The sequence below is a fragment of the Shinella lacus genome (assembly GCF_010994755.1).
GTDB lineage: Bacteria > Pseudomonadota > Alphaproteobacteria > Rhizobiales > Rhizobiaceae > Shinella > Shinella lacus.
Genome location: NZ_WHSB02000008.1, coordinates 138875 through 163385, shown reverse-complemented (window position 1 = coordinate 163385; position 24511 = coordinate 138875). Strand labels below are relative to the sequence as shown.

The window sequence follows — 24511 nt, the reverse complement described above, 5'->3', positions numbered from 1 at the left end:
GCGTGAAGGGCTCCACAACATCACGCACTCTCCTCATACCAGAACGTATCCGGCATGTAGACGCCGAGGAAGGCGGTGGGTTGGAAGCCGCAGAGGGCCTTGGCGGGGATGTTGCGCAGGCGGCGCGAGCGCACGATCGGCTGGGAAATGCCGTTGACCGTGCCGATGGTGAAGACCTGTTCGGCATGGTGTTTCAGCATGTCGTGCCAGATCGTCTCGCGCTCCGCCTCGGTCGTCGTCATCTCCCAGGCGGTGAGCTTGTCGACGAGATATTGCACCTCGGGCATGTCGGGCGGCTCGCCCTTGGTCTTGACGGTCGCGTAATACATGCCCCAGACCGGCCACTGGAGCTGGTCGTCGGCGGTCGGCGCGAGTTCGAGCGGCGACATTTCCGGCGTCGGCACGCCATTGTCGAGCCCGTACCAGACGGACATGACGATCTCGCCGCCGATAGCGCGGCTGCGGAAGATATCGCGCTGCGAGGTGCGCACGAAGAGCCCGAGGCCGACCAGGCGGAAATGATCGGTGATCAGTTCCAGCACGTCCGTTTCCAGCGTGCTTTCGCCGGCACTTTCCACGACGATATGGGCGGAGCGGCCGTCCGGCAGCAGGCGCAGGCCCTCGTCGTCGCGCTTGTCGAGGCCGGCCTCGTCGAGCAGGCGGTTGGCCTGGTCGGGGTCGAAGGCGGCCCAGGCCTTGGCATATTCCGGCTTGAACAGCGGGCTTTCCGGCAGCACCGTGTTGGCACTCTCCTGGCCGAGGCCGTAGAACACCGCCTTGTTGATTTCCGTGCGGTTCAGCGCCAGCGACATGGCGCGGCGCACGCGCACGTCGCGCAGCACCTTGCGCCAGCCCTCGTCGCCGCAGTTGAGATTGGGGACAAGTGCGACACGCGAGCCGAGCGTGCGCTTCCACAGGAGCACATTGATCGGATAGATCGTCTCGGCATTCTTCAGGAGCGTATAGTCGGCGAAGTCGAGATTGGCGACCTGGAGATCGCTCTCCCCCGTCGCGGTCTTGGCGGAAATGAGGTCGGGCGAGGAGACGTTCATCACCACCTTGTCGACATAGGGCAGTTGCGTGCCGTTCTCGTCGATCCGGTGGAAGAAGGGGTTGCGCTCGAAGATGAACTGTTCGGCCGGCGGCGCGGTGCGCGGGCGCCAGGCTTCGAGCGTCGGCAGGTCGGGATTTTCCGGCCGGGTCTGGCGCGACATCTTGATGTGCAGCCCACGCCAGTCGTCGACGCGCTGTTTTATGATGTGCTTTTCCAGCACGTCGGCCGCCTGGAACTTCTTGTGGAACTGCCGCATGTAGGCCGCCGGCAGCGCCAGCACCAGCGGGATGGGCGAGGCGAGCTTGGGCAGGAAATCCGGGATCGGCTTTTCCCAGGCGTAGCGCACGGTCACGTCGTCGATCACCGAGAAGATCGGCGGCTTGCCCTCGACGAGAAGGTCCGTCGGCGGGCCGCCCTTGAGGAGCTCGCGGTTGAGAATGACGTCTTCCCAGCAATAGCGGAAATCCTCCGCCGTGAAGGGATCGCCGCTCGACCATCTGTGGCCCTCGCGCAGGCGGAAGGTGAAGATGCGCTCTTCCTCCACCGTGTAGCTTTCGAGGATATCGGCCTGGAGCTTCAGGTCGCGGTCATAGCCGACGAGGCGCGAATAGCTGTTGATCGGCATCAGCCGCACGTCGCGCTGGCCGCCGATCAGCATGCGCACGCTGCCGCCCTGCACGCCAGGCTCCCCGCCAAGCGCCGCCGTGTTGACGACGCGCGGCACCTTCGGCAGGCGCTCGGCGACCGGCGGCAGTTCGCCGGCGTCGACCTTATCTTTCAGGTACTTGGATTCGCCACCGCCCGCCCGGGCGAGACCGGGGAGGAAGGCGGCGGCCAAGAGGCCGAGTGTGGCGCGGCGCGTGATCACGATGACAGTTCCCGTACATCGGCATTGCGGCGCGCCAGCACGAAATGGCCGCCGCCGAGATCGGCCGGCGCCATGCCGTCGCCGCCGTCGTCGTCATCGCGGAAGGCGCGCGCCCAGCTTTCGCGCGATACCGCGCTGGTCTTGCCCGCCGTCTCGAAATTCAGCGGGCGTTCGAGATCGGGGAAAGGCACGGCGTCAAGCAGGGCGCGCGTATAGGGATGCACCGGTGCCGTCATGATGATCTCGCGCGGCGCGATCTCGACGATGCGCCCCGCCCACATCACCGCCACCCGGTCGGCCATGTAGTCGACGACCGACAGATTGTGCGAGATGAACAGGTAGGTGAGGCCGAGGTCCTTCTGGAGGTCCTTCAGGAGGTTGAGGATCTGCGCCTGCACGGACACATCGAGCGCCGAGACCGGCTCGTCGCAGATGATCATGCTCGGCCCAAGCGCGAGCGCGCGGGCGATGCCGATGCGCTGGCGCTGGCCGCCGGAAAAGCTGTGCGGGTAGCGTTTCAGCGAGGCCTCGTCGAGGCCGATGGCGCGGATCAGCGCCTTGATCGCCATCTTGCGCTTGGCGACGTCGCCGTAATCGTGGATGTCGAGCGGCTCGCGCAGGATTTCGCCGATCGTCATGCGCGGCGAGAGCGAGGAGAGCGGGTCCTGGAAGACCATCTGCATGCGGGTGCGCAGCGCCTGCAATTCCGCGCCCTTGGCCTTCAGCACGTCGATCGGCCCGCGCCCGTCGTCGAACAGCACGGAGCCGGTATCGGGCTCGATGGCGCGCATCAAAATCTTGCTGACCGTGGTCTTGCCGCAGCCGCTTTCGCCGACGAGGCCGAGGCACTCGCCGCGCCGGATGTCGAAGCTGACGCCATCGACGGCGGGCCGCGCCTTTTCCTTCGCCTTGCCCGGCATCTGCCAGTTGTCCTTGCGGATCGCGAAGGTTTTGGAAAGATCGCGCACCGACAGGATGATGTCCGGCCCGGTGCGCGCCTGGTATTTCTTCGAGAGCAGGCTTTCCTGGTTGACCTCGATCTCGCGCAGCGGCTTCAGCCGGTCGCCGCGCTGCATTCCGAAATGCGGGATCGCCGCCATCAGGCCCTTGAGATAGGGATGGGCGGGGCGGTGGAAGATCGTCTCGACCGGCCCGGCCTCCATGATCTCGCCCTGGTAGATCACCACCACCTCGTCGGCGATGTTGGCAACGACGCCGAGATCGTGCGTGACGAGCAGCACGGCCATGTCCATCTGCAATTGCAGGTCCTTGAGCAGCTTCAGGATCTGCGCCTGGATGGTCACGTCGAGCGCGGTCGTCGGCTCGTCGGCGATCAACAGCGCCGGGCCGCAGACCAGCGCCATCGCGATCATCGCGCGCTGGCGCATGCCGCCCGACAGCTCGAAGGAATACATGTCGTAGACCTTGCGCGGATTGTGGAAGCCGACGCGCGACAGCATGTCCTCGCAGCGCTCGCGCATTTCGGCCCCCGTCAGGCCCGTATGGATGCGCAGCGTCTCGCTGATCTGGTCGCCGATCGTGTGCAGCGGCGAAAAGGAGGTCATCGGCTCCTGGAAGATCATGCCCATGCGCCCGCCGCGGATCGAGCGGATCTTCTGGCCGTCATGCGGCAGCGACAGAATGTCGATGGGGGCCTTGTCGGAGAGCGGGTCGTCGAACAGGATCTTGCCGGAAACCCGGGCGCTCGGCGCCTGCAGGCCCATGGCCGCCAGGCTGATGACGGACTTGCCGGAGCCGGACTCCCCCACCAGGGCCGTCACCTTGCCGGGCAACACCCTGAGGCTCGCGCCCCTGACGGCCGTGATCCTTGCGCCCATCAGCGCGAAGGAGACGTGCAGGCCTTCAATCCGCAGCAGGTCTCGCGGCCGGCCGATCCCATTCGAATCCATATGTACTTTCTCGCCTGTCGGATATTTATCCATACGGCTTTTTCTTGTTCCCCGCCTTGACACTAGCGCGCGTATTTTTTTCTGTCCACGCCTTACTTTACGGCAGGTTTGGGGTTGTCGTTGCTCGGGCGCGGACCGAATATGACAGTCCATATTGCCGTGCACCGGCGCCTCCTTAGGACAGATTGATGTCAGCCAAGCAACGATTGAACGCGGAACTCGAAAAAGCCGCCGCACAGCGCGATGCCGGCGCTTTTGATGCGGCGCGCGCGGTGCTGGAGGCCGTGGGGCGCGATCCGGAGCGTTCCGCGCTCGGGCCTCAGACCGCGCTCGGCCTGCCGCGCCGCCTGCATTCGGCCTTCCTGAAGCTCGCCAAGGCCGAGCGCGACCCGCTGAAACGCATCGGCTACCAGTATCATCTCGTGCCCGATCCGGCGGTACTCGCGCCCTTCGCCGCCTTCACCTCCACCGAGCGCCGCGCGATCGCCGAGGCCAACCGCACGTCGATCCCGCCGATCATCCACCAGGTGTGGATCGGCGACGGCCCCATTCCGCCCTCGACCGAGGCCTGGGCGCGCCATGCCAAGACCCATGGCTACGGCCATTTCCTCTGGCGCGAAAAGGATCTCGAAACCGCCGGCGTCTTCGAGAACGCCGCCTTCCGGGCGATGCTGGAACAGGGCGATTATCCGGGCGCGGTGGATGTCGCGCGCTATCTGCTCCTGGAGCAGGAGGGCGGCATCTATCTCGATTGCGACTGGTATCCGGCCCGCACCGATATCGGCTTCCACGATATCCTGCCGATGACCGGCCTCATCGCCATGGCCGAGGCCGTGCCGCGCCAGACCGGCCGCGGCAGCCTGCTGCTCGCCAATTCCTTCCTCGCCGCGCCAGCGCACCACCCGATCATCCTGCGCCTCAACGACGCCCTGCCCAAGGCCATCGAGAGCATGCCGGACGCCCCCGCCTGGTGGTCGACCGGCCCGCTCCTCTTCACCGTCATCGCCCGCGGCGGCTCGCTGACGCTGGCGGACGCGGCGATCATCGCCGCGGAACTGCCGCGGGGGGCGCCGTTTTCGGACGTGGAGACGGCGTGCAGGGCGGCGGAGGCGGGGGATGGCGGGCTGCTGTTGGCTTGGAAGTCCTGGTAGGGGCAGCATCCCCCTCTGGCCTGCCGTCCATCTCCCCCTCAAGGGGGGAGATCGGCAAGTGGCAGGAATCTTGCTCAAATTGAAACGCCAAAGATGGGGCGAGCCGGTGCTCCATCCAATCTCCCCCCTTGAGGGGGAGATGCCCGGCAGGCCAGAGGGGGGTGGCAACGCGCACCGCCCGTCACCACATACCGCCCGCATTCCGCTTGAAGCCGACATCGTTCCGTGCTTTGCCCGGCATTGTATTCTATCTGTGACGATCGGCGGGTAGCACAGCCGCCACAGAGTCCCGTTTGGAGAAGACCAGCATGAAGATCGCGATGATTGGTTCCGGTTATGTGGGGCTGGTATCCGGCGCCTGTTTTGCGGATTTCGGCCATACCGTCGTGTGCATCGACAAGGCGGAAGCGAAGATCGAGGCGCTGAACCGCGGCGAGATCCCGATCTTCGAGCCGGGGCTCGATGCGCTGGTGGCCGAGAACGTCAAGGCAGGGCGGCTCTCCTTCACCACGGAATTTGCCGGCGCGGTCGGCGATGCCGATGTCGTCTTCATCGCGGTCGGCACGCCGTCGCGCCGCGGCGATGGCCATGCGGACCTTTCCTATGTCTACGCTGCCGCCCGTGAAATCGCCCAATCTGTCAAGGGTTTCACCGTCGTCGTCACCAAATCGACCGTGCCTGTCGGCACCGGCGACGAGGTGGAGCGCATCATGCGCGAAACCCGGCCCGACGCCGATGTCGCCGTCGTTTCCAATCCGGAATTCTTGCGCGAGGGGGCCGCGATCAGCGATTTCAAGCGGCCGGACCGAATCGTCGTCGGCATCGAGGACGAGCGCGCCCGCGACGTGATGACAGAGGTTTACCGGCCGCTCTACCTCAACCAGTCGCCACTGCTCTTCACCAGCCGACGCACCTCCGAACTCACCAAATATGCCGCCAACGCCTTCCTGGCGATGAAGATCACCTTCATCAACGAGATCGCCGACCTCTGCGAAAAGGTCGGCGCCGACGTTCAGGAGATTTCCCGCGGCATCGGCCTCGACGGGCGCATCGGCGGCAAATTCCTGCATGCCGGCCCGGGCTATGGCGGCTCGTGTTTTCCCAAGGACGCGCTGGCGCTGGTGAAGACGGCGCAGGACAATGACAGCCCCGTGCGCCTCATCGAAACGACCATCGCCATCAACGACACGCGCAAGCGCGCCATGGCCCGCAAGGTCATCTCTGCGCTGAACGGCGACGTGCGCGGCAAGAAGATCGCCGTGCTCGGCCTCACCTTCAAGCCGGAGACCGACGACATGCGCGACGCGCCGTCGATCTCGATCATCCAGGCTTTGCAGGACGGCGGCGCGAAGGTTTTCGCCTATGATCCGGAAGGCATGGAGGCGTCCCGCGCCATGCTCGACAATATTTCCTACGGCACCTCGCCCTACGACATTGCCGAGGGCGCCGACGCGCTGGTCATCGTCACCGAATGGAACCAGTTCCGCGCGCTGGATTTCCAGCGGCTGAGGACCAGCATGGGCAGGCCGCTCGTCGTTGATCTCCGCAATGTCTACAAGCCGGACGAGGTCAAGCGCCATGGCTTCGCCTATGTCGGCATCGGCCGCGGCACGTCGCCCATGGTCGTACCGATCGCCGAGGCGGCGCAATGACGCATTTCCTCGTCACGGGCACCGCGGGTTTCATCGGGTTCCACCTCGCGCGGCGCCTGCTCGACGACGGCCATTCGGTGACGGGCTTCGACGGCATGACGCCCTATTACGACGTGCGCCTGAAGGAGGCGCGCCTCGCGCTGCTCACGCCCCGTGACGGCTTCCGCCAAGTGACCGGCATGCTGGAGGACCGCTCGGCACTGGAGGCGGCCGCCGCCCTCGAAAGGCCGGACGTGATCATCCACCTCGCCGCGCAGGCGGGCGTGCGCTACAGCCTGGAAAATCCCGGCGCCTATGTGAATTCCAACCTCGTCGGCTCGTGGAATGTGCTGGAATTGGCAAAAGCGCTCCAGCCGCGCCACCTGCTGCTCGCCTCGACCTCCTCGATCTACGGCGCCAACGAAAAAATCCCCTTTGCCGAGGGCGACCGCGCCGACGAGCCGATGACGCTCTATGCGGCCTCGAAGAAATCCATGGAGCTGATGGCGCATTCCTACGCCCATCTGTACAAGGTGCCGACGACGGCCTTCCGCTTCTTCACGGTCTACGGCCCCTGGGGCCGGCCGGACATGGCGCCGATCAAGTTCGCCGACGCCATCCTCAGCGACCGCGCGATCGACGTCTACGGCCAGGGCAATATGAGCCGCGACTTCACCTATATCGACGACCTCGTCGAGGCGATCGTCCGCCTTGCCAACGTCGTGCCGGTGGAGGCAAGCCGCATCACGACGCCCGGCCTCTTCGATACGCTCTCGGCGCAGGCGCCCTTCCGCGTGGTCAATATCGGCGGCGGCCACCCGGTGGAACTGATGGCCTTCATCGAAACGATCGAAAAAGCCCTCGGCCGCCCCGCCACGCGCAACTACATGCCCATGCAACAAGGCGACGTCCCCCGCACCTTCGCCTCGACCGATCTGTTGCACAGCCTCACCGGGTTTACGCCGAGCGTGGAGCTGGAGGAGGGCATTGCGGCGTTCGTGGAGTGGTATCGGGAGTGGCGGGGGTGAGGCTGACAGGGGCGCCTTAGGCACCCCCCTCTGTCCTGCCGGACATCTCCCCCACAAGGGGGGAGATTGAATCGCGGCTATGTCCCGCCTATCGCTACGTTGCAGATGAAGAGATGCCCGCGCGCCCAGCCAATCTCCCTCCTTGTGGGGGAGATGCCCGGCAGGGCAGAGGGGGGTGTCAAACGCCCACGCCGCTCAAGCCGCCTCGCCCTTGCCCGCCAGCACAAAATCATACTCCACCTCCCAGAACGACCCCTCGAACTCGTACCCCGTCGCCCGCGCCGCATCGTCGACAAGGCGAAAATCAGCGAGCAGGCTCTGCTTCACGCCGAAGACCGCATCGGATTCGATATAGGGATCGTGCGGATCAAAAATGTGGGTGATCAGCGTCTCGAAGCCATCGGCCTTGAGGATGAAGTGCAGGTGCGCGGGGCGGTACGGATGCCGGCCGAGGTGGTTCAGCATCTGGCCGACCGGGCCGTCATGCGGGATCGGGTAATATTTCGGCTTGACGGCGCGGAACCAGTAGCGTCCGTCCGCCCCCGTGCGGAAAACGCCGCGCAGGTTGAATTCCGGCTGGATGCCGAGCTGCTGGACGTCATAAAAGCCCTCGTCGTTGGCCTGCCAGACATCCAGCACCGCGCCTTCGATCGGTCGGCCGGCGGTGTCGCTGATGCGGCCGGAGATCACCATGTCCTCGCCCTTTTGGTCGAGGCAGATGTTGGCGCCCATCGGCAGTTCCGGCGCGTCCTGCACATGGAACGGCCCGAGCACGGTGCTTTCCGAGGCGCCGGAAGGCTTGCGATTGTTGATGGCGTCGACCAGCATCGAGACGCCGAGCGTGTCGGAGAGCAGGATGAACTCCTGCCGCCATTCGTTGCACATCTGGCCGGTGCGGGTGAGGAAGAGGATCGCTTCCATCCACTCCTCCTGCGTCGGCTCGATCTCCTTCACCGCCTCGTGCAGCTTGCGCGTCACCACCTCCATGATGGCCTTCAGCCGCGCGTCCTTGGCATTGCGGTTGCGGCCGGCGACGACTTCCACGGAATTCTCTTCCGTGAAGAAACCCTTTTCATGCTCTTGCATCGCGCGCCTCACTTTCCCAGAACGGCGGTCATGACCCGGCGAAGCTCCGCAACGGGATCGCCAGCGCCATCCGCCTGCCGCCAGCAGACATGGTGGTCCGGGCGCACCAGCACGACGCCGCCGTCGCGCACCTCGCGCAGATTGGCCCAGTCGCCGGTGAAATCCTGCCAGTTCTGGCGCGGGCCGATGGCATGCGCCGCAATCTCGATGCCTAGCTCGCGGCCGACCACCTTCGCCGCCTCGATCCAGCCCTGCCCGCCAATGCCGGTCAGCACGGTGAAGCGGCCGTGGCCGGCGAGGTCCAGCGTCGAGACCTTCCTGCCATCCTCGGCGAACACCCAGGCATGCGGCAGACGGGCGCCGGGCCAGGTGGTCTGCTGGAAATGCAGCTCCGGGTCCTTTTCGAAGGCGGGCTCGGGCTCGCCGTCGCTCACCACGGCAACCGAGCGGTAGCGCTGGTTCATCTCCACGCCATGGGCGTCGAATTCATAGACTTTCGCGGCGATCGCCGTGCGGATGGCGGCGCGCTGTTCTTCGGCGGCCGGCGTGTTGTTGCAGCGGGCATCCATGTTCTGCTGCATCTTCACCGGGTCGATGGAATCGAGCAGGCCGAGCGCCTTGAAGATCGGGCCGAATTCCTCGATCGACCTGTTGGCGCGGGTAACGATCTGCTTGGCGATCGGCGCGCGCTCGGCCTGGTAGCTGTCGAGCAGCCCTTCGCCCGCCTGGCCCTTCAGCACGAAGGCGAGCTTCCAGGCGAGGTTGAAGGCATCCTGGATCGAGGTGTTGGAGCCGAGCCCGTTCGACGGCGGATGGCGGTGGATGGCGTCGCCCATGCAGAAGACGCGGCCGTTCGAAAGGGTGGTCGCATACATGTTGTTGACGGTCCAGGTGGAGACCGACTTGATCGTCACGTCGAGATCGGCGACGCCGACGAGATCGCGCACCACCTTTTTCGCATGCGCCTCGTCCACCGATGGGGCCGGCTGGTTGATGTCGTAACCCCAGACGATCAGCCATTCGTGCCAGGGCCGCACCATGCGCACCAGCCCCATGCCGATGCCGCCGACATCGGCGCCCGGCTGCAAGACCCAGTAGAGCACCGAGGGACGGTGCGCGACGTAGCGCGACAGGGCGGCCTCGAAGAGGATGTTCATCGAGCCGGCGACGCCCATGCGGCCCTCGAAGGAGAGCCCCGCATGTTCGGCGACCTTGGAATTGCCGCCATCCGCGCCGACGAGATATTTCGAGCGCACGGTCAGCGTCTTGCCGGTCAGCCGGTCGAGACAGGTGGTGGTGACGCCGTCGGCATCCTGTTCGTGGCTGACATACTCCGTGGACATGCGCGCCTGCGTGCCGCGCGAACAGGCGGTCTTGAACAGCAGCGGCTCCATGAAGGTCTGCGGCAGGTCGTTCATGTGGCTCGGCGAGGAGAGCTGGTGTTCGGCGCGCGAGACGGGATGTTTGCCCCAGCTCTTCATGCGGCCGATTTCCTCGCCGGCAAGCGCGGTGCAGAAGACGTTCTCGCCCATCAGGTCCTGCTCGGCGGCGTACATATAGGCCTCGTCCTCCACCTCGCGGCCGAGGTCGCGCAGCACTTCCATGGTGCGCTGGTTGGTGATGTGGGCGCGCGGCGTGTTGGCGAGCCAGCGGTAGCGGTTGATCACCATGTTCTCGACGCCGTAGCTCGAAAGCAGCGCCGCGGTGGCGGAGCCGGCGGGGCCGGTGCCGATGATGAGCACGTCCGTGGTGATGTCAGCCATGTGATGATCCTCCCTGATGGACAGACGGGCCGCCGACGAGTGTGCGGCGGACCGGAAAGAGCTGGATGCCGGTGCGGTCGGAGAAGGCGCCCCAGAGGCCGCGCGGCGCGAAAAGCATGGTGAGGATGCCGGCAAGGCCGAGCATCAGCAGATACCAGGAGCCGTAGTCGGCGAGCAGGTTCTGCAACAGAAAGAACAGGATGACGCCGAGGATCGGCCCCTCGATGGTGCCGATGCCGCCGATGACGACGATGAAGATGACATAGGCCGTCCAGTCGGTGACGGAGAAGGCGGCATCCGGCGAGATACGGGCCTTCTGCACATAGATCAGCGCGCCCGCGAGCCCCGTCATGAAGGCGGTGGCGAGGTAGACCATCGCCTTCATGCGCCGCGCATCGACGCCGACGGCGCGCGCCGCCTGCTCGTTGTCGCGCACGGCGGCAAGGCCGAGCCCCTGCTTGCTGCGCAAAAGACGGTAGATGAAGCCGATGGTGGCGGCGGCGAGGATGAGCGCCAGCCAGTAGGTGATCGCGTCGCTCGCTTGCGCCGGTTTCATGCCGAAGAGATCGCGCAGCAGCCCGACGCCTGCCATGTCGCGCACCGCCTCGCGCGGCAGCGAGGTGCCCGTGCCGCCGCCGAGCGTTTTCCACTGCGCAAGCAGCAGCCGCACCACCTCCGCCACGACCCAGGTGCCGATGGCGAAATAGGGGCCGTAGAGGCGGAAGGTGAAGAAGGCGGTGGGTATGGCGAGCAGTGCGGAGAGCACCCCGGCAATCAGGATCGCCGGGATGGGATCGATGCCGAAGAGGATGACCGCGCCGAACATCGCATAGGCGCCAAAACCGACGAAAACCTGCTGGCCGACGGAGATGAGGCCCGCATAACCCGCCAAGAGGTTCCAGCTCTGCGCGAGAACCAGCATGGTGAGGATGAAGAACAGGTCCTGCACCGCGCCGCGCGAGACGAGGAAGGGCGCGGCAAGGCCGAGCGCCAGCACGGCGAGCGCTATGAGCCGCGAGACCGAGGAGGCCCTGGTGCGGGTTTCGACCTTGAGGGAGGGGATGGCGATGGTCATCGGGATACCTCAGTCGACGGCGCGCGGGAAGAGGCCGCGCGGCCGGATCAGGAGAACGGCGAGGAAGGCGAGGTGGCCGGAGAGGATCTGCCATTCCGGATTGACGGCGGCGCCCAGCGTCTGCGCCACGCCGAGGATGACGCCGCCGGCCAGCGTGCCCCAGAGCGAGCCGAGGCCGCCGATGATCACTGCCTCGAAGGCATAGATCAGCCGCGCCGGCCCGGCGGTCGGGTCGAAATTGGCGCGCGTGCCGAGATAGAGCGCGGCGATCGCCACCACCGCCATGGCAAGCCCGGTCGCCACGGCAAAAACCTGCCGCGGACGGATGCCCATCAGGCCCGCCGTCACCGGATCGTCGGAGGTGGCGCGGAAGGCGCGGCCGAGCGCGGTGCGGTAGATCAGGAGGTTCAGCCCGACGATGACGGCGACCGCCGAGAGGAAGGCCATCAGCGGCATCAGGCCGATGGTAACGGCCCCGAGGTTGATGGAGGCCGTTTCGAGCGCGCCGGCGGAGATGCGGCGGCTATCGGCGGAAAAACCTTCCAGCAGGGCGTTCTGCAGCACGATCGACAGGCCGAAAGTCACGAGCAGCGGCGGCAGCACGTCCTTGCCCAGCGTCCGGTTCAAAAGCACTGCCTGCAATGCATAGCCTGCGATGAACATCAGCGGCATGACGATCAGCACGGCGAGGAAGGGGTTGAGGCCGAGCCCGTTCACCAGGACGAGGATGAGGAAGGCGGCGAGCACGATGAGGTCGCCATGGGCGAGGTTGACCAGCCGCATGATGCCGAAGACCAGGCTGAGGCCGGCGGCAAACAGCGCGTAAAGCCCGCCGAGCAGCACGCCCTGCACGATCGTATCAAGAATGGTCATGGCTTTGCGCTCCGAAATAGGCTGCGTGGATTGCCGCGCGGCTCAGCGCCTCCGGCCGGCCGGAAAGCGTGATGCGCCCCTCCATCATGCAATAGACGCGGTTCGCCACCTTCAGCGCCTGGCCGATATCCTGCTCGACGATGACGATGGCGGCGCCGCTTTCGCGGATGCGCGGGAAGGCGGCATAGATGTCGCGCACAACGACGGGAGCAAGGCCGAGGCTGATCTCGTCGCAGAGCAATACGTCCGGGTTTGCCATCAGCGCCCGGCCGATCGCCACCATCTGCTGCTGGCCGCCGGACAGCGCAGTAGCCGGGTTGGCGCGGCGCTCCTTGAGGATGGGGAAGAGATCATAGACGGTCGCAAGCGTCCAGGCACCGCGCCGCTTGCCATAGGCGCCGATCATGAGGTTTTCCTCCACCGTCAGTGAGGGAAACAGCCGCCGCCCCTCCGACACCATGGCGATGCCGCGGGCGAGAATGTCCGGGGCGGCGAGAGCACCCACGGCCTCACCGCGGCAGAACACGCTGTCGGGCGCGTTTGTGAGCACGCCGGACAGCGCCCGCATCAGCGTCGTCTTGCCGGCCCCGTTGGCGCCGATGATGGCGATGGTCTCGCCCTCGGCCACGGTGATATCGACGCCGAACAGCGCCTGGAAATCGCCGTAGAAGGCCTTGAGGCCCTTCGTTTCGAGAAGCGCCGTCATATCTCGATCCCCAGGTAGATTTCCTGCACGTCGCGCGAGGCCATGATCTCGGCCGGCGCGCCGATGCCGATCACCCGGCCGAAATGCAGCACGAGCAGGCGTTCGACGACCGAGGTCAATGCGTGCAGCACATGCTCGATCCAGATGACGGCGACGCCCTTGGCGTGGATGGCGCGGATGGTGGCGACGAGCGCCTGGCATTCGCCCTCCGTCAGCCCGCCGGCAATCTCGTCGAGCAGCAGCAGGCGCGGCTCGGTGGCCAGTGCGCGGGCAAGTTCAAGGCGTTTTCGCTGCAACAGGCTGAGCCCGCCCGCCGGCACGTTGGCCTTGTCGATCAGCCCCGTCTCGACGAGGATTTCGGCGCAGTGGTCATAGGCGTCCGCCTCGCTGCGCCTTGCGCCGAAACTGCCGGCGACCAGCAGGTTTTCGAAGACAGTCAGCTTCTCGAAGGGCTGCGGGATCTGGAAGGTGCGCCCCATGCCGGAAAGACAGCGCGCCATCGGCGGCGTGCGCGTGACGTCGGCCCCGGCAAAGCGGATCGCGCCGCTGTCGGGCGCGATCGTGCCGGTGATCAGGTTGAACAGCGTCGACTTGCCGGCACCGTTCGGGCCGATGATGCCGAGCGCCTCACCGTTTTCCACGGTGAGGCTGATCGCATCGGCGACCGTGAGGGCACCGAACCGCTTGGAGACGCTGTCGAGCTGCAACAGGGACATGGTTTTGATCCTTCAGGCGATCGCTTCCATGGTGCCGCCGGTCGGAATGTTCGGCGCCGTCTTGTTGTCGGTGATGACGAGATCGTAGCCGCCGCCGTCCTTCAGCCGCCACTGGCCGCCGACGAGCGGCGTCTTGGCGATGTTCTTAGCCGCAAAGGGCGGCAGGCCCTTGCCGTCCCAGGCGATCGGGCCGACCAGCGTGTCGAGCCGTGTCGCGGCAATGGCAGCGGCCACCGCATCGCCATCCGTCGGGTCCTCGGCGCGGGTGAGTGCGTCGACCGCCAGCTCGAACAGCGCATGGGCAAAGCCGATCGGCTGCGTCCAGGGCCGGCCGGTCGTCTTGGTGAAGGCGGCCGCGACCTCGGCCGAGGTCTCGCCGGTCAGCGACGACTTGAACGGATGGCTGGGCGACCACCAGACCTCCGACGAGAGGTTGTGCCCGGCATTGCCCAGCGCCTCCACCGCCTGCGGGAAGAGCAGCGCCTTGCCGATCGAGGCGACCTTGGGCACGAAACCCTGCTGCTTGGCCTGGTTCCAGAAGGTGGTGAAATCCGGCGGGATGACGACGCCGGTGATGATCTCGCACTGACCGGCCTTGAAGGCATTGATCTGCGCGGAAAAATCGTCGGTCATGTTCTGGTAGCGGCCGGGATCGTTCAGCGAATAACCCATCTTCTCCAGCACCGGCGGGAAGCCGACGACCTTGTCGCCCCAGGCATTGCCGTCGCCATCGTTCGGGAAGAGGCCGCCGACCTTTTTATTGGTCTCCACCTGCGCCCACATATTGGTGAAGACGGCGATGACGTCCTCCAGCCCCCAGAAGAAGTGGAAGGCATAGTCGAAGGGTTTCCACGAGGCCGGATCGCCGGGATTGCCCTGCTGCCCGATGAACCAGGGCTGCCAGGGGGCGACGGTGGAAATGCACGGCATGCCCTCGGCTTCCGCCGTCGTCGCCACCGGATTGGTCGTCTCCGGCGTCGAGGCGACGAGCATCAGGTTGACCTCGTCGTCGACGATCAGCTGCTTGGCCACTTCCGCCGCGCGGTTGGGGTTCGACTGGCTGTCCTTGACGATGATCTCGTAGTTCAGCCCCTTGGCTTTCGCCGCCATCAGGAAGGCGTCGATGACGAAGCTGTCGGCCTCGCCGAAGGCGGCGAGCGGCCCGGTCTGCGGGCTGACATAGCCGAGCTTGATCGCCGCATTCTGCGCGATCGCCGGCATCGGAAAGCCCGATGTCAGGGCAACGGCGCTTCCGGCCGCCGTGGTCTTCAGAAGTTCGCGTCTCGTCAGCATGGTTCTTCCTCCCAAAACCCTTCCTCCCGAAGGGTGACGTCAATTGGCCGGCCGTCTGCCCTCCCAGGCATCCTGCAACAGCGCGCGGATCGACGGACGGTCGATGGCGCGCGGGTTGCGGTAAGGGCTTTGCGTGGCGATCTCGGCGGCGCGGTCGAGATCGGCTTCGGAAAGGCCGAGGTCCTTCAGCGCCAGCGGCGCCCCGGCGGCTCTTGCGAAATCCCACAGCCCGCCGCCGACCGAACCGCCGAACATCTTTGCCACGGGGGCGAGCAATTCGGGCACGGCGACGGCGTTGAAGGCCGCGGTATGCGGCAGCATGATCGCATGCGTATCGGCATGCGGCGTATCGAACGTGCCGCCGAGCGTGTGGCAGATCTTGTGGTGCAGCGCCATGCCGACCGTGCCGAGCACCGTGCCGCAGAGCCAGGCACCATAGAGCGCCTCCGCCCGCGCTTCGGCGTCGCTGGGCTGGGCGACGAGCTGCGGCAGGCTCTCGCGGAAGGCGCGCAGACCCTCGATCGCCATCAGCGAGGAAACGGGGTTGCGGTCCTCGGCATAGAGCGCCTCCACGGCATGCGCCATGGCGTTGAGCCCACTGGTGACGCTCATGGCGACCGGCAGGCCAAGCGTCAGCGCCGGATCGTAGATCACCACTTCCGGCAGGATGCTGGCGGCGCGCACCGTCGTCTTGCGGCCGGCCTCCGTCTGGCCGAGGATCGGCGTTACCTCCGAGCCGGCATAGGTCGTCGGGATGACGATCTGCGGCAGGTCGGTGCGATAGGCGATCGCCTTGCCGAGCCCGGTCGTCGAACCGCCGCCGAGCGAGACGACGCAGTCCGCGCCCGTCTGGTGCACAACGTCCATGGCCGTCTCCGTCACGTCGATAGGCGTGTGCATCACGGCACCGGCGAAGACCCCGACTGCGCGGGATCCGAGCGTTTCCGCCAGCCTTTCGGCATCGGCCTTCTGGTGCGGCGTGGAGAGCACGAGGGCGCGGCGGCAGCCGATCCGGTCGAGCCAGTCGCCGACGGTGTCGAGCTTGCCGGCGCCGAAGACGATATGGGACGGGCTGGTGGAATAGACGAAGTCGCGGGTCACGCCGATGCTCCCTGTTTCGATCGCGCCATGACGAAGGTGTAGTCGAGCCGGAAACACGGTTTGTCGGCCGCGCGCTCGAAGCGGCAGATCAGCTCCGGCTTGACGCCGAACAGCGCATCCGCGTCGAGCTGCGGGTCGCTGGCATCATAGAGATGGGTGACGATCGTCTCGAAGCCGGCCGCCTTGATCATGAAATGCAGGTGCGCGGGGCGGCGAAGCGGCAGGCCGGCCTTGCGCAACAGCGTGCCGACCGGGCCGTCATCCGGCACGCCATAGCCCGCCGGGCGAATGGTGCGGTAATGGAACCGGCCCTCGGCATCGCTGCGAAACAGGCCGCGCAGGTTGAATTCCGGCTGGAGATCCGGCTGCTGGTTCTCGTAGAGGCCGGCGGCGTTGGCCTGCCAGGTGATGACCTCGGCACCGGATATCGGCGCGCCGTCGAGATCCTGCACGCGGGCGGAAACGGCAAGCCCTTCGCCGATACCGTCGAGCGAGATGTCGCTGCCAAGTGGGCGTTCCGGCGCATCGGCGCGGAAGAAGGGTCCGCGCACGGTGTTGGGCGTCGCAAGCTTCGGGCGGCGCGTGTTGACCTCCTCGACCAGCGCCGAGGCGCCCAGCAGATCGGAGAGCAGCACCCATTCCTGGCGGCGGTCGTCTGCCGCATGGCCGACCTCGGTGAGAAAGGCGATGAGGCTGCGCCATTCGGCGGGCGTCGGCTTCAGTTCGGCAATCAGCGCGTGGAGGTGTGTCACGGTCGCGCTCAGCGCCTGGCGCAGCCTGCCGTCGCCGGCAGCAGCGATCCGGCGCGCAAAAGCGTCCGACGCGGTCAAGGTATCGACAGGGGAAACCATCGGTCCCGGCATGCTTTCTCCTCCAAGCTGAGGGAAATCTAGCAAAGGTCGGACGCGGCATTGATGATTTTGTGCCGGGATAATATAACGGATCGTTATGAAGATAGACGAGCGTCACCTGATCCAGCTTGCCGCCGTCGTCAAGACGGGCGGCGTCACCGAGGGCGCGGCGCTGCTCGGCATGGCGCAGCCGGCCGTCTCGCGCACCCTGTCGATGCTGGAAAAACGCCTTGGCGAACCGCTGTTTCTCAAGGGAAAACGGCCGCTCCAGCCGACGCCGCTCGGCCGCGCGCTCGCCGATCACGGCCAGGTCATGCTCGCCGCCTCGCGCAAGGCCTCCGATACGATCGAGAGTTTTCGCGTCGGCAAGGGCGGCACGGTGCGCATCGGCGGCACGCCCTTTTTCATGGATGCACTGATCGCCGGCATGGTCGCCGAATTCCAGAACCAGCACCCGGATGTGCGCGTCGACCAGAGCTACGGTTATTTTCCCGACCTGCGTGCCGCCTTGAAGGCCGACCAGATTGACCTCGCCATCTGCCCCATCGATATTCTCGACGAGGGCTCGGGGCTGGAATTCCACGAGATCCTGCCCGGCCGCAACGTCGTCGCCTGCCGCGTCACGCATCCGCTGCTTTTGAAGCGCCGCCCGCAGCCGATGCACCTGCTCGATTACCCTTGGGTCGCGCCACCGCCGGGTAGTCCGCTGCTCGCCGACCTGCGCAGCATGCTGCTGTCCTTCGGTGCCACCGAGATCCGCATCCGCTATACCGGCGGCTCGCTCATGAGCGTCGTCAACTTCCTGAAGGGCAGCGACGCGCTGACCGTGCTGCCGCACAGCGTGGTCTTTGCGCAACGCAACGAAAAATCGATCACCGCGCTGCCGGTCAACGTGCCCCACCCCCAACGCGCCCTCGGCCTCCTGAAACGCGCCGACGCCCCCCGCATGCCCGCCGTCGACCATTTCGCCCGCCATGTGCAGCGCGGCTTCGACAATCTCAAGCACCTGATCAAGCGGCATGAGGAATCGGTGGTGTGGGGGCTTTGAGGGGCAGCGGTTGTGGCTCCCCCCTCTGGCCTGCCGGCCATCTCCCCCTCAAGGGGGGAGATTGGATGGGGCACCGTTTAGCTCATCTTTGACGGTGCAGTTTGAGTGCTATTCCTGCCTCTTGCCGATCTCCCCCCTTGAGGGGGAGATGCCCGGCAGGGCAGAGGGGGGTGCCTTGGCGGCACCCCACAACATCACCCCTTCACAAACGCCAGCACATCGGCATTGAACTTTTCCGCCTGGACTTCTGCCAGCCCATGCGCACCACCCTTGTACACGAGTAGTGTCGCATCCTTGACGATCTTCGCCGACTTTTCCGCCGACGCCGCGATAGGCACGATCTGGTCGTCGTCGCCATGGATGATGAGGGTCGGGCGGTCGATCTTCTTGAGGTCTTCGGTGTAGTCGACCTCGGAGAATTCGTGCACGCAGTCATAGTGGCCCTTGATGGAGCCTGCCATGCCCTGCAGCCAGAAGCTCTCGCGGAAACCCTCGTTGACCTTGGCGCCCTCGCGGTTGAAGCCGTAGAAGGGGAGGGTGAGGTCCTTGAAGAACTGCGAGCGGTTGGTCGCCGTGCCCTGGCGGATGCTGTCGAACACTTCCAATGGCGTGCCTTCCGGGTTGGCCTCGGTCTTCAGCATCAGGGGCGGCACCGCGCCGACCAGCACCACCTTGGCGACGCGCGCCGTGCCGTGGCGGCCGATATAGTGCGCGACTTCGCCGCCGCCGGTGGAATGGCCGATCATGACGAGATCCTTGAGGTCGAGCTTTTCGATCAGCTCGGCGAGGTCGTCGGCATATTGGTCCATAGTGTTGCCGTTCCAGGGCTGGTCGGACCGGCCGTGGCCGCGCCGGTCATGGGCGATGACGCGAAAGCCGTTCTGGCCGAAGAACAGCAGCTGCGCATCCCAGGCATCCGCCGAAAGCGGCCAGCCATGCGAAAACAGGATCGGCTGGCCCGTGCCCCAATCCTTGTAGAAAATCCGGGTTCCGTCCTTCGTCGTGATGGTGCTCATGGTCTCTGCTCCTTCGGGTTGGGTTTGTGAAAAGGCAAGGCGGGGCAGCAGCGTGGCCGCGCCGGCAAGGGCCGCGGTGGTCAGTGTCTGGCGCCGGGTGATGGGCAATAGGGTGCTCCAGTCGGTCATGAACCTCCTCCTTTGATGGGATGATTTGGCGTGTCGTCAGCGCCGGTCGGCGGCGAGCAGGTGGCGGACGGTCGGCGGGTCTTCGCCCTTGTGGAACTTGCGCACCTCCGCCTGCAGGTCGGCATCGGCCTTCGAGATGCGGCGGTGCTGGCGCAGGTGTTCGGCCCAGGATTCCACGAAGAACCATTCGAGGAAGATCTCCGGGTCGGCCGCGTCCTCCGTCACGCCCCAGCCATAGGCGCCGTCGCGCCGCCGTTCCGAGGAGAAGGTGTCGAGTGCGGCAAGGAAGGCCGCGCGGTCGGCGGCGTCCACCCGGTATTCGACGGTGATGAGAACGGGGCCGCGGTCGTTTTCCACCGTGCCTGCGGTCAGCGGCTCGGGCCAATGGTTGGAGGGCACGAGGTCCGCCTCGCCCTTCGGCAGCTTCAGCCGGTGGAAGACCAGGCCGACGACCAAGAGGCCTGCGGCGGCGACCAGCAGCGTGGCGGAAATGCCGAGCGCTTCGGCGATCGTGCCCCAGGCGAGGCTGCCGGCCGTCATCGCGCCGTTGAACACGGTGAGGTAGATGGCAAGCGAGCGGCCGCGCACCCAGTTCGGCAGCACGGATTGCGCCGTACCGTTGAGCGTCGTGAGCGCGGTGATCCAGCCGGCGCCGAGCAGCAGAAGCAGAAGGATCGCCACCCATTGCGGCGGGGCCAGCGACAGCCCCGCCATGACGGCCGCGGCGGCGATGGCGGCGAGCAGCATCAGCCCGTCGACGTCGAGGCGGGCGCGCAGCATCGGCATCAGGAAGGCCCCGCCGATGGCGCCGGCACCCACCGCGCCGAGCAGCACGCCATAGAAACCGGCCGTGCCGCCGAGCAGGTTGCGCGCCACCAATGGCAGCAGCGCCCAGACCGCGCTGGAAAAGGCGAAGAACACGGCGGCGCGCACCAGCACGACATGCAGCTCGCGGCTCGACTTGGCATAACGCAGGCCCGCGCGGAAGGCGCCGAAGAAGCGCTCCGACAGCGCGTCCTCGCTGTTTGCCGGCCGCCGCCACCAGAGGAGGGCGGCGATGACGAAGACGTAGCTGATGACGTCCACGCCATACGTGACCGCCGCGCCAAAGGTGGCGAGCAGCACGCCGCCGAGGGCCGGGCCGATGGCGCGCGAAATGTTGATGCCGAGCGAGTTCAGCGCGATGGCGCCCTTTACGTCGGCCTTCGTCACGAGTTCCGGCACGATCGCCTGCCAGGTGGGCGCCATCAGTGCCGCGCCGATGCCGCCGATGAAGGTGAAGGCGACGAGCGAGGTGATGGATTGCAGGCCGGTCGCCGACAGCGTCAGCAGCGAAATGCTGGCGGTGGCGAGGATGAGCTGGATGACGATCAAAAATTTGCGCCGGTCGAGGATATCGGAAAGCACGCCGGCGGGGATCGCCAGCAGGAAGATGGGGAAGGTGGAGGCGGCCTGGATGAGGGCGACGGCGGCGGGGGCGGCGGAAAGGTCCGTCACCAGCCAGGAGCTGGCGACATCGCGCACGAAGGTGCCGATATTGCCGACGATCGTCGCTACCCAGAGCACGGCGAAGACTTTTTGGCGCAAGGGCGCGAAGGCGCCGGGCGGGCGGGCGGTGTCGGCGGCCATCAGGTCCAGTCCTCCCGGGGTGCCGTCTTCCAGCGGTGCAGGTCGTACCAGGCGACGAGCAGGAAGGCGCCGGCCAGGCCGAGATGCTCGAAGAAGGCGTTGGTCGCCATCATGCGCTCCATGCCGGGCGTCATTTCCCAGAAGCGCAGCGCGATGAAGGTCGCCATCAGCGTGAAGGCCGAGAGCGCCAGCGCGCCGATCCAGCGGCAGAAGCCGGTCAGCACCATGGCCGAGCAGGCGAGCTCGAAGAAGATGACCGCGGCGGCGATGGGGGCGGCCGGCGTCAGGCCGAAATGTTCCATCTCGGCAATGGCGCTGTTGAAATCGAAGAGCTTCATCAGGCTGCCCTGGATATAGGCGGCGCAGAGCCCGAGCAGAGCGACAAGCCGCACCGGATGGCTGATGATGAAGGGCGCGCAGACCTTTGCCGCGCGCTGTTCCATGGTTTGCAGCATATTCACTCCTATACCGCCCAGCAGGCGCAGCCGAGCGCGCCAAAAAAGCCCTTGAGATCGCCGATCGGCAGTTTCGACGTCCAGGCCCCGGCATGGTCGTGGCCATGCACACCGCAGGAACTGGCGCAGCCGCAGGTCGAGATCGCCGTGCGCCGCAGCGAGCGTTTGCCCGCGCCCTCCGGCTCGCCCCAGGCGGCGTAACCACCGAAGGTCTTCACCGGCGACCAGTCGGGCATTGCCGGCGGCACGGGGTTTTCGTCGAGCGCGGCGAAATCGCCGGCACCATAGACGATTTTCCCGCCGACCATGGTGAGTTCGGAGGTCAGGAAGGAGATTTCGTCCTCGGCGCAGGTGAAAAAGTCCTTGTCCGGCACGATGAGGTCGGCGAACTGGCCCTTTTCGATGCGGCCCTTTTTGCCCTCCTCGTTGGAGAACCAGGTGACGTTTTCCGTCCACATGCGCAGCGCCGTCTCGCGGTCGAGGCAGTTGGCGCGCGGATAGAGCGCCAGGCCGCCGACCGTCCTGCCGGTCACCATCCAGGACAGCGAGACCCAGGGATTGTAGGAGGCGACGCGGGTGGCATCCGTGCCGGCGGAGGTTTTTATGCCCTTTTCCAGCATGCGCGCGACGGGGGGCGTGGCTTCGGCCGCGGCATTGCCGTAGCGCTCGACGAAATATTCGCCCTGATAGGCCATGCGGTGCTGCACGGCGATGCCGCCGCCGAGCGCCGCCACGCGGTCGATCGAGCGTTCGGAAATGGTTTCCGCGTGGTCGAAGAACCAGTTGAGGCCTTCAAGCGGAATATCGCGGTTGACCTTCTCGAACACGTCGAGTGCCCGCGAAATCGTTTCGTCATAGGTGGCGTGCAGGCGCCAGGGCCAACGGTTTTCGGCGAGGATACGCACCACGCCTTCGAGATCGCCCTCCATTTCCGGCGGCATGTCCGGCCGCGGCTCGCGGAAATCCTCGAAGTCTGCGGCGGAGAAGACCAGCATTTCGCCGGCCCCGTTGTGGCGGAAATAATCGTTGCCCTGCTTGTACTTGACCGACTTCGTCCAGTTGAGGAAGTCCTGCTTTTCCTCCTTCGGCTTCTGCGTGAAGAGGTTGTAGGCGAGCCGCACGGTCATCTGGTTGTCGTCGGCGAGCTTCTGGATGACGGCATAGTCGTCCGGATAGTTCTGGAAACCGCCGCCGGCATCGATGACGGAGGTGACGCCGAGCCGGTTCAGCTCGCGCATGAAATGGCGGGTGGAATTGACCTGGTAGTCGAAGGGCAGTTTCGGTCCCTTGGCGAGCGTCGAATAGAGGATACCGGCATTCGGCTTGGCCAGAAGCAGGCCGGTCGGGTTGCCGTTGGCGTCGCGGGTGATCTCGCCGCCCGGCGGGTTCGGCGTGTCCTTGCCGTAGCCGACGGCACGTAGGGCCGCGCCGTTCAAGAGCGCGCGGTCGTAGAGATGCAGCAGGAAGACCGGCGTATCGGGCGCGACGGCGTTGATCTCCTCGATGGTCGGCAGGCGTTTTTCGGCAAATTGGTGCTCGGTGAAGCCGCCGACGACGCGCACCCATTGCGGCGGCGGGGTGATCGCCACCTGGCGCTTCAGCATGTCCATCGCGTCGGCGAGCGAGCGCACGCCGTCCCAGCGCAGTTCCATGTTGAAGTTCAGCCCGCCGCGCACGACGTGGGTGTGGTTGTCGCAGAGCCCCGGCAGGGCGCTGCGGCCCTTGAGGTCGATCACCCGCGTTTCCGGCCCGGCCAGCGCCATCACCTCGCGCTCGTCGCCGACGGCGAGGAAGGTGCCGTCGGCAATCGCCACGGCGGTCGCCTGCGGATTGCTGCGGTCGAGGGTGGTGAAACGGCCGTTGCGAAGGATGAGATCGGCGGTCATCGAACGGGTCTCCTGTTGGGCATGCGCGCCGGCGCTACCCATCGTGAGGGCGGCGGCGGTCGCGCCGAGGAATTTACGACGGGTCGGCATCAGGCGTGTGTCCTGTCAGTGGGTTTTCCGCCCTTCGGCATTTCGCCGAAGACATGCGGCTTGACGTGATGTTGCAACCAGGAGTGCGCGGCCGGGTCACGGTTCCAGAACGACTTGGCGAGCGGCACGATCTGTTCGCCGACGAGAATGCCGAGCAGCCCGATCAGCGCCACCACCGGCGGGGCCGGCGAGCGCACGTTCAACAGGCTGTAGATCACGCCCACGAGCAGGCCGGCGCCGAGCGAGAGGAGATAGATTTTCATCACAGGCTTCCCTCCATCATGGATCGAGTGCCCGCCCGCAGGCGATGCGGGCAGGCGGAACGGGATAGGGCAGGCGCTTGGCTCAGTGCGCCTCGGAGGCGCCGAACATCGTCTTGGCGTAGATGATGCCGAGACCATACGCCCCGCCGAATTTCTTGGCGATGCCCGTCGTCAGCTCGTAGCTTTCGGCGCGCGCCCAGTCGCGTTGCAGCTCCAGCAGGTATTGCAGCGAGGTCATCGGGCGCACGCCGGCCTGCACCATGCGGTCCATGGCGCGGTCATGCGCTTCGGTGGAAATGTCGCCGCAGGCATCCGCGATGACATAGACCTCGAAGCCCTGGTCGAGGGCCGAGAGCGATGGGCCGACGATGCAGACGGAGGTCCACAGGCCGCACAGCACCAGCCGCTTCTTGCCGATGCGGTTCACCTCCTCGATGACGGCCGCATCCTCCCAGGTGTTCATCGAGGTGCGGTCCAGCAGCGGCTGGCCGGGGAAGGCCTCGGTGATCTCGGTAAACATCGGGCCGGAAAAGGTCTTTTCCGCCACCGTCGTGAGGATCGTGGAAACGCCGAAACCCTTGGCGCCATGGGCGACGAGGGCGGCGTTGTTGCGCAGGTTCACGGCGTCGATCGACTTGGTCGCAAAGGACATCTGCGACTGGAAGTCGATCATGATCAGCGTGTGGTCCTTGGGCGAAATCAGCTGGCTGCCGGGGGTGGGCGTGGCATTCAGGGTCATGGACGGTCTCCCTTTGCAGGATGCGTGTTGCGGGTTCCGGAATGACCCGACTATGCCCCCGCGCCCCGCGCCGTTCTTGTCCGGTATGTTCGTCTTTTGAAGATTCCGCCAGGTTTCTAGGTTGAAAATGCACGCAACCATGCGCGCGGC

21 protein-coding genes are annotated in these 24511 nt (G+C 66.0%); 4 read left to right on the top strand and 17 right to left on the bottom strand.

Features of this window, described 5'->3' with window-relative positions:
- Nucleotides 1–20: 20 nt before the first annotated feature.
- Entirely contained in the window at nt 21–1922 is a 1902-nt protein-coding gene (locus GB927_RS21340; RefSeq protein WP_256119226.1) for an ABC transporter substrate-binding protein, read from the bottom strand.
- Complete coding sequence (locus GB927_RS21335; protein ID WP_256119225.1) at nt 1919–3832, bottom strand: dipeptide ABC transporter ATP-binding protein; 1914 nt, start codon at nt 3830–3832, stop codon at nt 1919–1921. Before GB927_RS21335 ends, GB927_RS21340 begins: the two co-directional genes overlap by 4 nt.
- Before the next feature lie 188 nt (nt 3833–4020).
- On the opposite strand from GB927_RS21335, the gene GB927_RS21330 reads away from it, so the two are divergent.
- The 3 genes from GB927_RS21330 (at nt 4021) to GB927_RS21320 (ending at nt 7642) form a co-directional block, all read left to right on the top strand.
- On the top strand, nt 4021–4983 hold the full coding sequence (locus tag GB927_RS21330; protein ID WP_256119224.1) for a glycosyltransferase family 32 protein: 963 nt from the start codon (nt 4021–4023) through the stop codon (nt 4981–4983).
- Between the two features lie 308 nt (nt 4984–5291).
- The gene (locus GB927_RS21325; protein WP_256119223.1) at nt 5292–6635 is read left to right on the top strand and encodes a UDP-glucose dehydrogenase family protein; all 1344 of its coding nucleotides are present in this window, start codon (nt 5292–5294) and stop codon (nt 6633–6635) included.
- Nucleotides 6632–7642 carry an NAD-dependent epimerase gene (locus tag GB927_RS21320; protein ID WP_256119222.1) on the top strand — a complete coding sequence of 337 codons (1011 nt, stop codon included), beginning with the start codon at nt 6632–6634 and terminating at the stop codon, nt 7640–7642. Before GB927_RS21325 ends, GB927_RS21320 begins: the two co-directional genes overlap by 4 nt.
- 195 nt (nt 7643–7837) lie before the next feature.
- Here the strand turns inward: GB927_RS21320 and GB927_RS21315 are convergent, their stop codons facing one another.
- The 9 genes from GB927_RS21315 to GB927_RS21275 are packed head-to-tail and all read right to left on the bottom strand — an operon-like array spanning nt 7838 to nt 17118.
- On the bottom strand, nt 7838–8728 hold the full coding sequence (locus GB927_RS21315; protein WP_256119221.1) for an intradiol ring-cleavage dioxygenase: 891 nt from the start codon (nt 8726–8728) through the stop codon (nt 7838–7840).
- A gap of 8 nt (nt 8729–8736) precedes the next feature.
- Complete coding sequence (locus tag GB927_RS21310; RefSeq protein ID WP_256119220.1) at nt 8737–10491, bottom strand: FAD-dependent oxidoreductase; 1755 nt, start codon at nt 10489–10491, stop codon at nt 8737–8739.
- A complete protein-coding gene (locus GB927_RS21305; protein ID WP_256119219.1) occupies nt 10484–11566 on the bottom strand; it encodes a branched-chain amino acid ABC transporter permease in 1083 nt (360 codons plus the stop codon). The genes GB927_RS21310 and GB927_RS21305 overlap by 8 nt, the downstream gene beginning before the upstream one ends.
- A gap of 9 nt (nt 11567–11575) precedes the next feature.
- Nucleotides 11576–12439, bottom strand: a complete 864-nt coding sequence (locus GB927_RS21300) for a branched-chain amino acid ABC transporter permease (RefSeq protein ID WP_256119218.1) — start codon at nt 12437–12439, stop codon at nt 11576–11578.
- Entirely contained in the window at nt 12426–13145 is a 720-nt protein-coding gene (locus GB927_RS21295) for an ABC transporter ATP-binding protein (protein WP_256119217.1), read from the bottom strand. The genes GB927_RS21300 and GB927_RS21295 overlap by 14 nt, the downstream gene beginning before the upstream one ends.
- Nucleotides 13142–13861 carry an ABC transporter ATP-binding protein gene (locus GB927_RS21290; protein WP_256119216.1) on the bottom strand — a complete coding sequence of 240 codons (720 nt, stop codon included), beginning with the start codon at nt 13859–13861 and terminating at the stop codon, nt 13142–13144. The genes GB927_RS21295 and GB927_RS21290 overlap by 4 nt, the downstream gene beginning before the upstream one ends.
- A 12-nt stretch (nt 13862–13873) precedes the next feature.
- On the bottom strand, nt 13874–15154 hold the full coding sequence (locus tag GB927_RS21285) for an ABC transporter substrate-binding protein (protein WP_256119215.1): 1281 nt from the start codon (nt 15152–15154) through the stop codon (nt 13874–13876).
- Between the two features lie 39 nt (nt 15155–15193).
- Nucleotides 15194–16255, bottom strand: coding sequence for a maleylacetate reductase (locus GB927_RS21280; protein WP_256119214.1), 1062 nt, complete (start codon nt 16253–16255; stop codon nt 15194–15196).
- The gene (locus GB927_RS21275; RefSeq protein WP_256119213.1) at nt 16252–17118 is read right to left on the bottom strand and encodes a dioxygenase family protein; all 867 of its coding nucleotides are present in this window, start codon (nt 17116–17118) and stop codon (nt 16252–16254) included. The genes GB927_RS21280 and GB927_RS21275 overlap by 4 nt, the downstream gene beginning before the upstream one ends.
- Nucleotides 17119–17203: 85 nt before the next feature.
- Here GB927_RS21275 and GB927_RS21270 point away from each other — a divergent pair, with 85 nt between their 5' ends.
- Nucleotides 17204–18154, top strand: a complete 951-nt coding sequence (locus GB927_RS21270) for a LysR family transcriptional regulator (RefSeq protein ID WP_256119212.1) — start codon at nt 17204–17206, stop codon at nt 18152–18154.
- Nucleotides 18155–18348: 194 nt separating this feature from the next.
- Here GB927_RS21270 and GB927_RS21265 read toward each other — a convergent pair whose 3' ends face one another.
- The 6 genes from GB927_RS21265 to GB927_RS21240 all read right to left on the bottom strand — a co-directional run bounded on the left by GB927_RS21265 (nt 18349) and on the right by GB927_RS21240 (nt 24355).
- A complete protein-coding gene (locus GB927_RS21265; protein ID WP_256119363.1) occupies nt 18349–19170 on the bottom strand; it encodes an alpha/beta fold hydrolase in 822 nt (273 codons plus the stop codon).
- Between the two features lie 165 nt (nt 19171–19335).
- A complete protein-coding gene (locus tag GB927_RS21260) occupies nt 19336–20928 on the bottom strand; it encodes an MFS transporter (RefSeq protein WP_256119211.1) in 1593 nt (530 codons plus the stop codon).
- Nucleotides 20928–21371 carry a DoxX family protein gene (locus GB927_RS21255; protein ID WP_256119362.1) on the bottom strand — a complete coding sequence of 148 codons (444 nt, stop codon included), beginning with the start codon at nt 21369–21371 and terminating at the stop codon, nt 20928–20930. The genes GB927_RS21260 and GB927_RS21255 overlap by 1 nt, the downstream gene beginning before the upstream one ends.
- Before the next feature lie 20 nt (nt 21372–21391).
- Nucleotides 21392–23269, bottom strand: a complete 1878-nt coding sequence (locus tag GB927_RS21250) for an amidohydrolase (RefSeq protein ID WP_439655520.1) — start codon at nt 23267–23269, stop codon at nt 21392–21394.
- Nucleotides 23270–23358: 89 nt separating this feature from the next.
- Nucleotides 23359–23622 carry a XapX domain-containing protein gene (locus GB927_RS21245; RefSeq protein WP_256119209.1) on the bottom strand — a complete coding sequence of 88 codons (264 nt, stop codon included), beginning with the start codon at nt 23620–23622 and terminating at the stop codon, nt 23359–23361.
- Nucleotides 23623–23704: 82 nt separating this feature from the next.
- Nucleotides 23705–24355: a hydrolase gene (locus GB927_RS21240; protein WP_256119361.1), complete on the bottom strand. Its 651-nt coding sequence runs from the start codon at nt 24353–24355 to the stop codon at nt 23705–23707.
- Between the last annotated feature and the right edge of the window lie 156 nt (nt 24356–24511).

What these genes read in the sequence shown, in the direction of transcription:
- GB927_RS21335 (WP_256119225.1), bottom strand. Translation starts at nt 3,832, where the DNA reads ATGGATTCGAATGGGATCGGCCGGCCGCGAGACCTGCTGCGGATTGAA.
- GB927_RS21330 (WP_256119224.1), top strand. Translation starts at nt 4,021, where the DNA reads ATGTCAGCCAAGCAACGATTGAACGCGGAACTCGAAAAAGCCGCCGCA.
- GB927_RS21325 (WP_256119223.1), top strand. Translation starts at nt 5,292, where the DNA reads ATGAAGATCGCGATGATTGGTTCCGGTTATGTGGGGCTGGTATCCGGC.
- GB927_RS21320 (WP_256119222.1), top strand. Translation starts at nt 6,632, where the DNA reads ATGACGCATTTCCTCGTCACGGGCACCGCGGGTTTCATCGGGTTCCAC.
- GB927_RS21315 (WP_256119221.1), bottom strand. Translation starts at nt 8,728, where the DNA reads ATGCAAGAGCATGAAAAGGGTTTCTTCACGGAAGAGAATTCCGTGGAA.
- GB927_RS21310 (WP_256119220.1), bottom strand. Translation starts at nt 10,491, where the DNA reads ATGGCTGACATCACCACGGACGTGCTCATCATCGGCACCGGCCCCGCC.
- GB927_RS21305 (WP_256119219.1), bottom strand. Translation starts at nt 11,566, where the DNA reads ATGACCATCGCCATCCCCTCCCTCAAGGTCGAAACCCGCACCAGGGCC.
- GB927_RS21300 (WP_256119218.1), bottom strand. Translation starts at nt 12,439, where the DNA reads ATGACCATTCTTGATACGATCGTGCAGGGCGTGCTGCTCGGCGGGCTT.
- GB927_RS21295 (WP_256119217.1), bottom strand. Translation starts at nt 13,145, where the DNA reads ATGACGGCGCTTCTCGAAACGAAGGGCCTCAAGGCCTTCTACGGCGAT.
- GB927_RS21290 (WP_256119216.1), bottom strand. Translation starts at nt 13,861, where the DNA reads ATGTCCCTGTTGCAGCTCGACAGCGTCTCCAAGCGGTTCGGTGCCCTC.
- GB927_RS21285 (WP_256119215.1), bottom strand. Translation starts at nt 15,154, where the DNA reads ATGCTGACGAGACGCGAACTTCTGAAGACCACGGCGGCCGGAAGCGCC.
- GB927_RS21275 (WP_256119213.1), bottom strand. Translation starts at nt 17,118, where the DNA reads ATGCCGGGACCGATGGTTTCCCCTGTCGATACCTTGACCGCGTCGGAC.
- GB927_RS21270 (WP_256119212.1), top strand. Translation starts at nt 17,204, where the DNA reads ATGAAGATAGACGAGCGTCACCTGATCCAGCTTGCCGCCGTCGTCAAG.
- GB927_RS21265 (WP_256119363.1), bottom strand. Translation starts at nt 19,170, where the DNA reads ATGAGCACCATCACGACGAAGGACGGAACCCGGATTTTCTACAAGGAT.
- GB927_RS21260 (WP_256119211.1), bottom strand. Translation starts at nt 20,928, where the DNA reads ATGGCCGCCGACACCGCCCGCCCGCCCGGCGCCTTCGCGCCCTTGCGC.
- GB927_RS21255 (WP_256119362.1), bottom strand. Translation starts at nt 21,371, where the DNA reads ATGGAACAGCGCGCGGCAAAGGTCTGCGCGCCCTTCATCATCAGCCAT.
- GB927_RS21250 (WP_439655520.1), bottom strand. Translation starts at nt 23,269, where the DNA reads ATGACCGCCGATCTCATCCTTCGCAACGGCCGTTTCACCACCCTCGAC.
- GB927_RS21245 (WP_256119209.1), bottom strand. Translation starts at nt 23,622, where the DNA reads ATGAAAATCTATCTCCTCTCGCTCGGCGCCGGCCTGCTCGTGGGCGTG.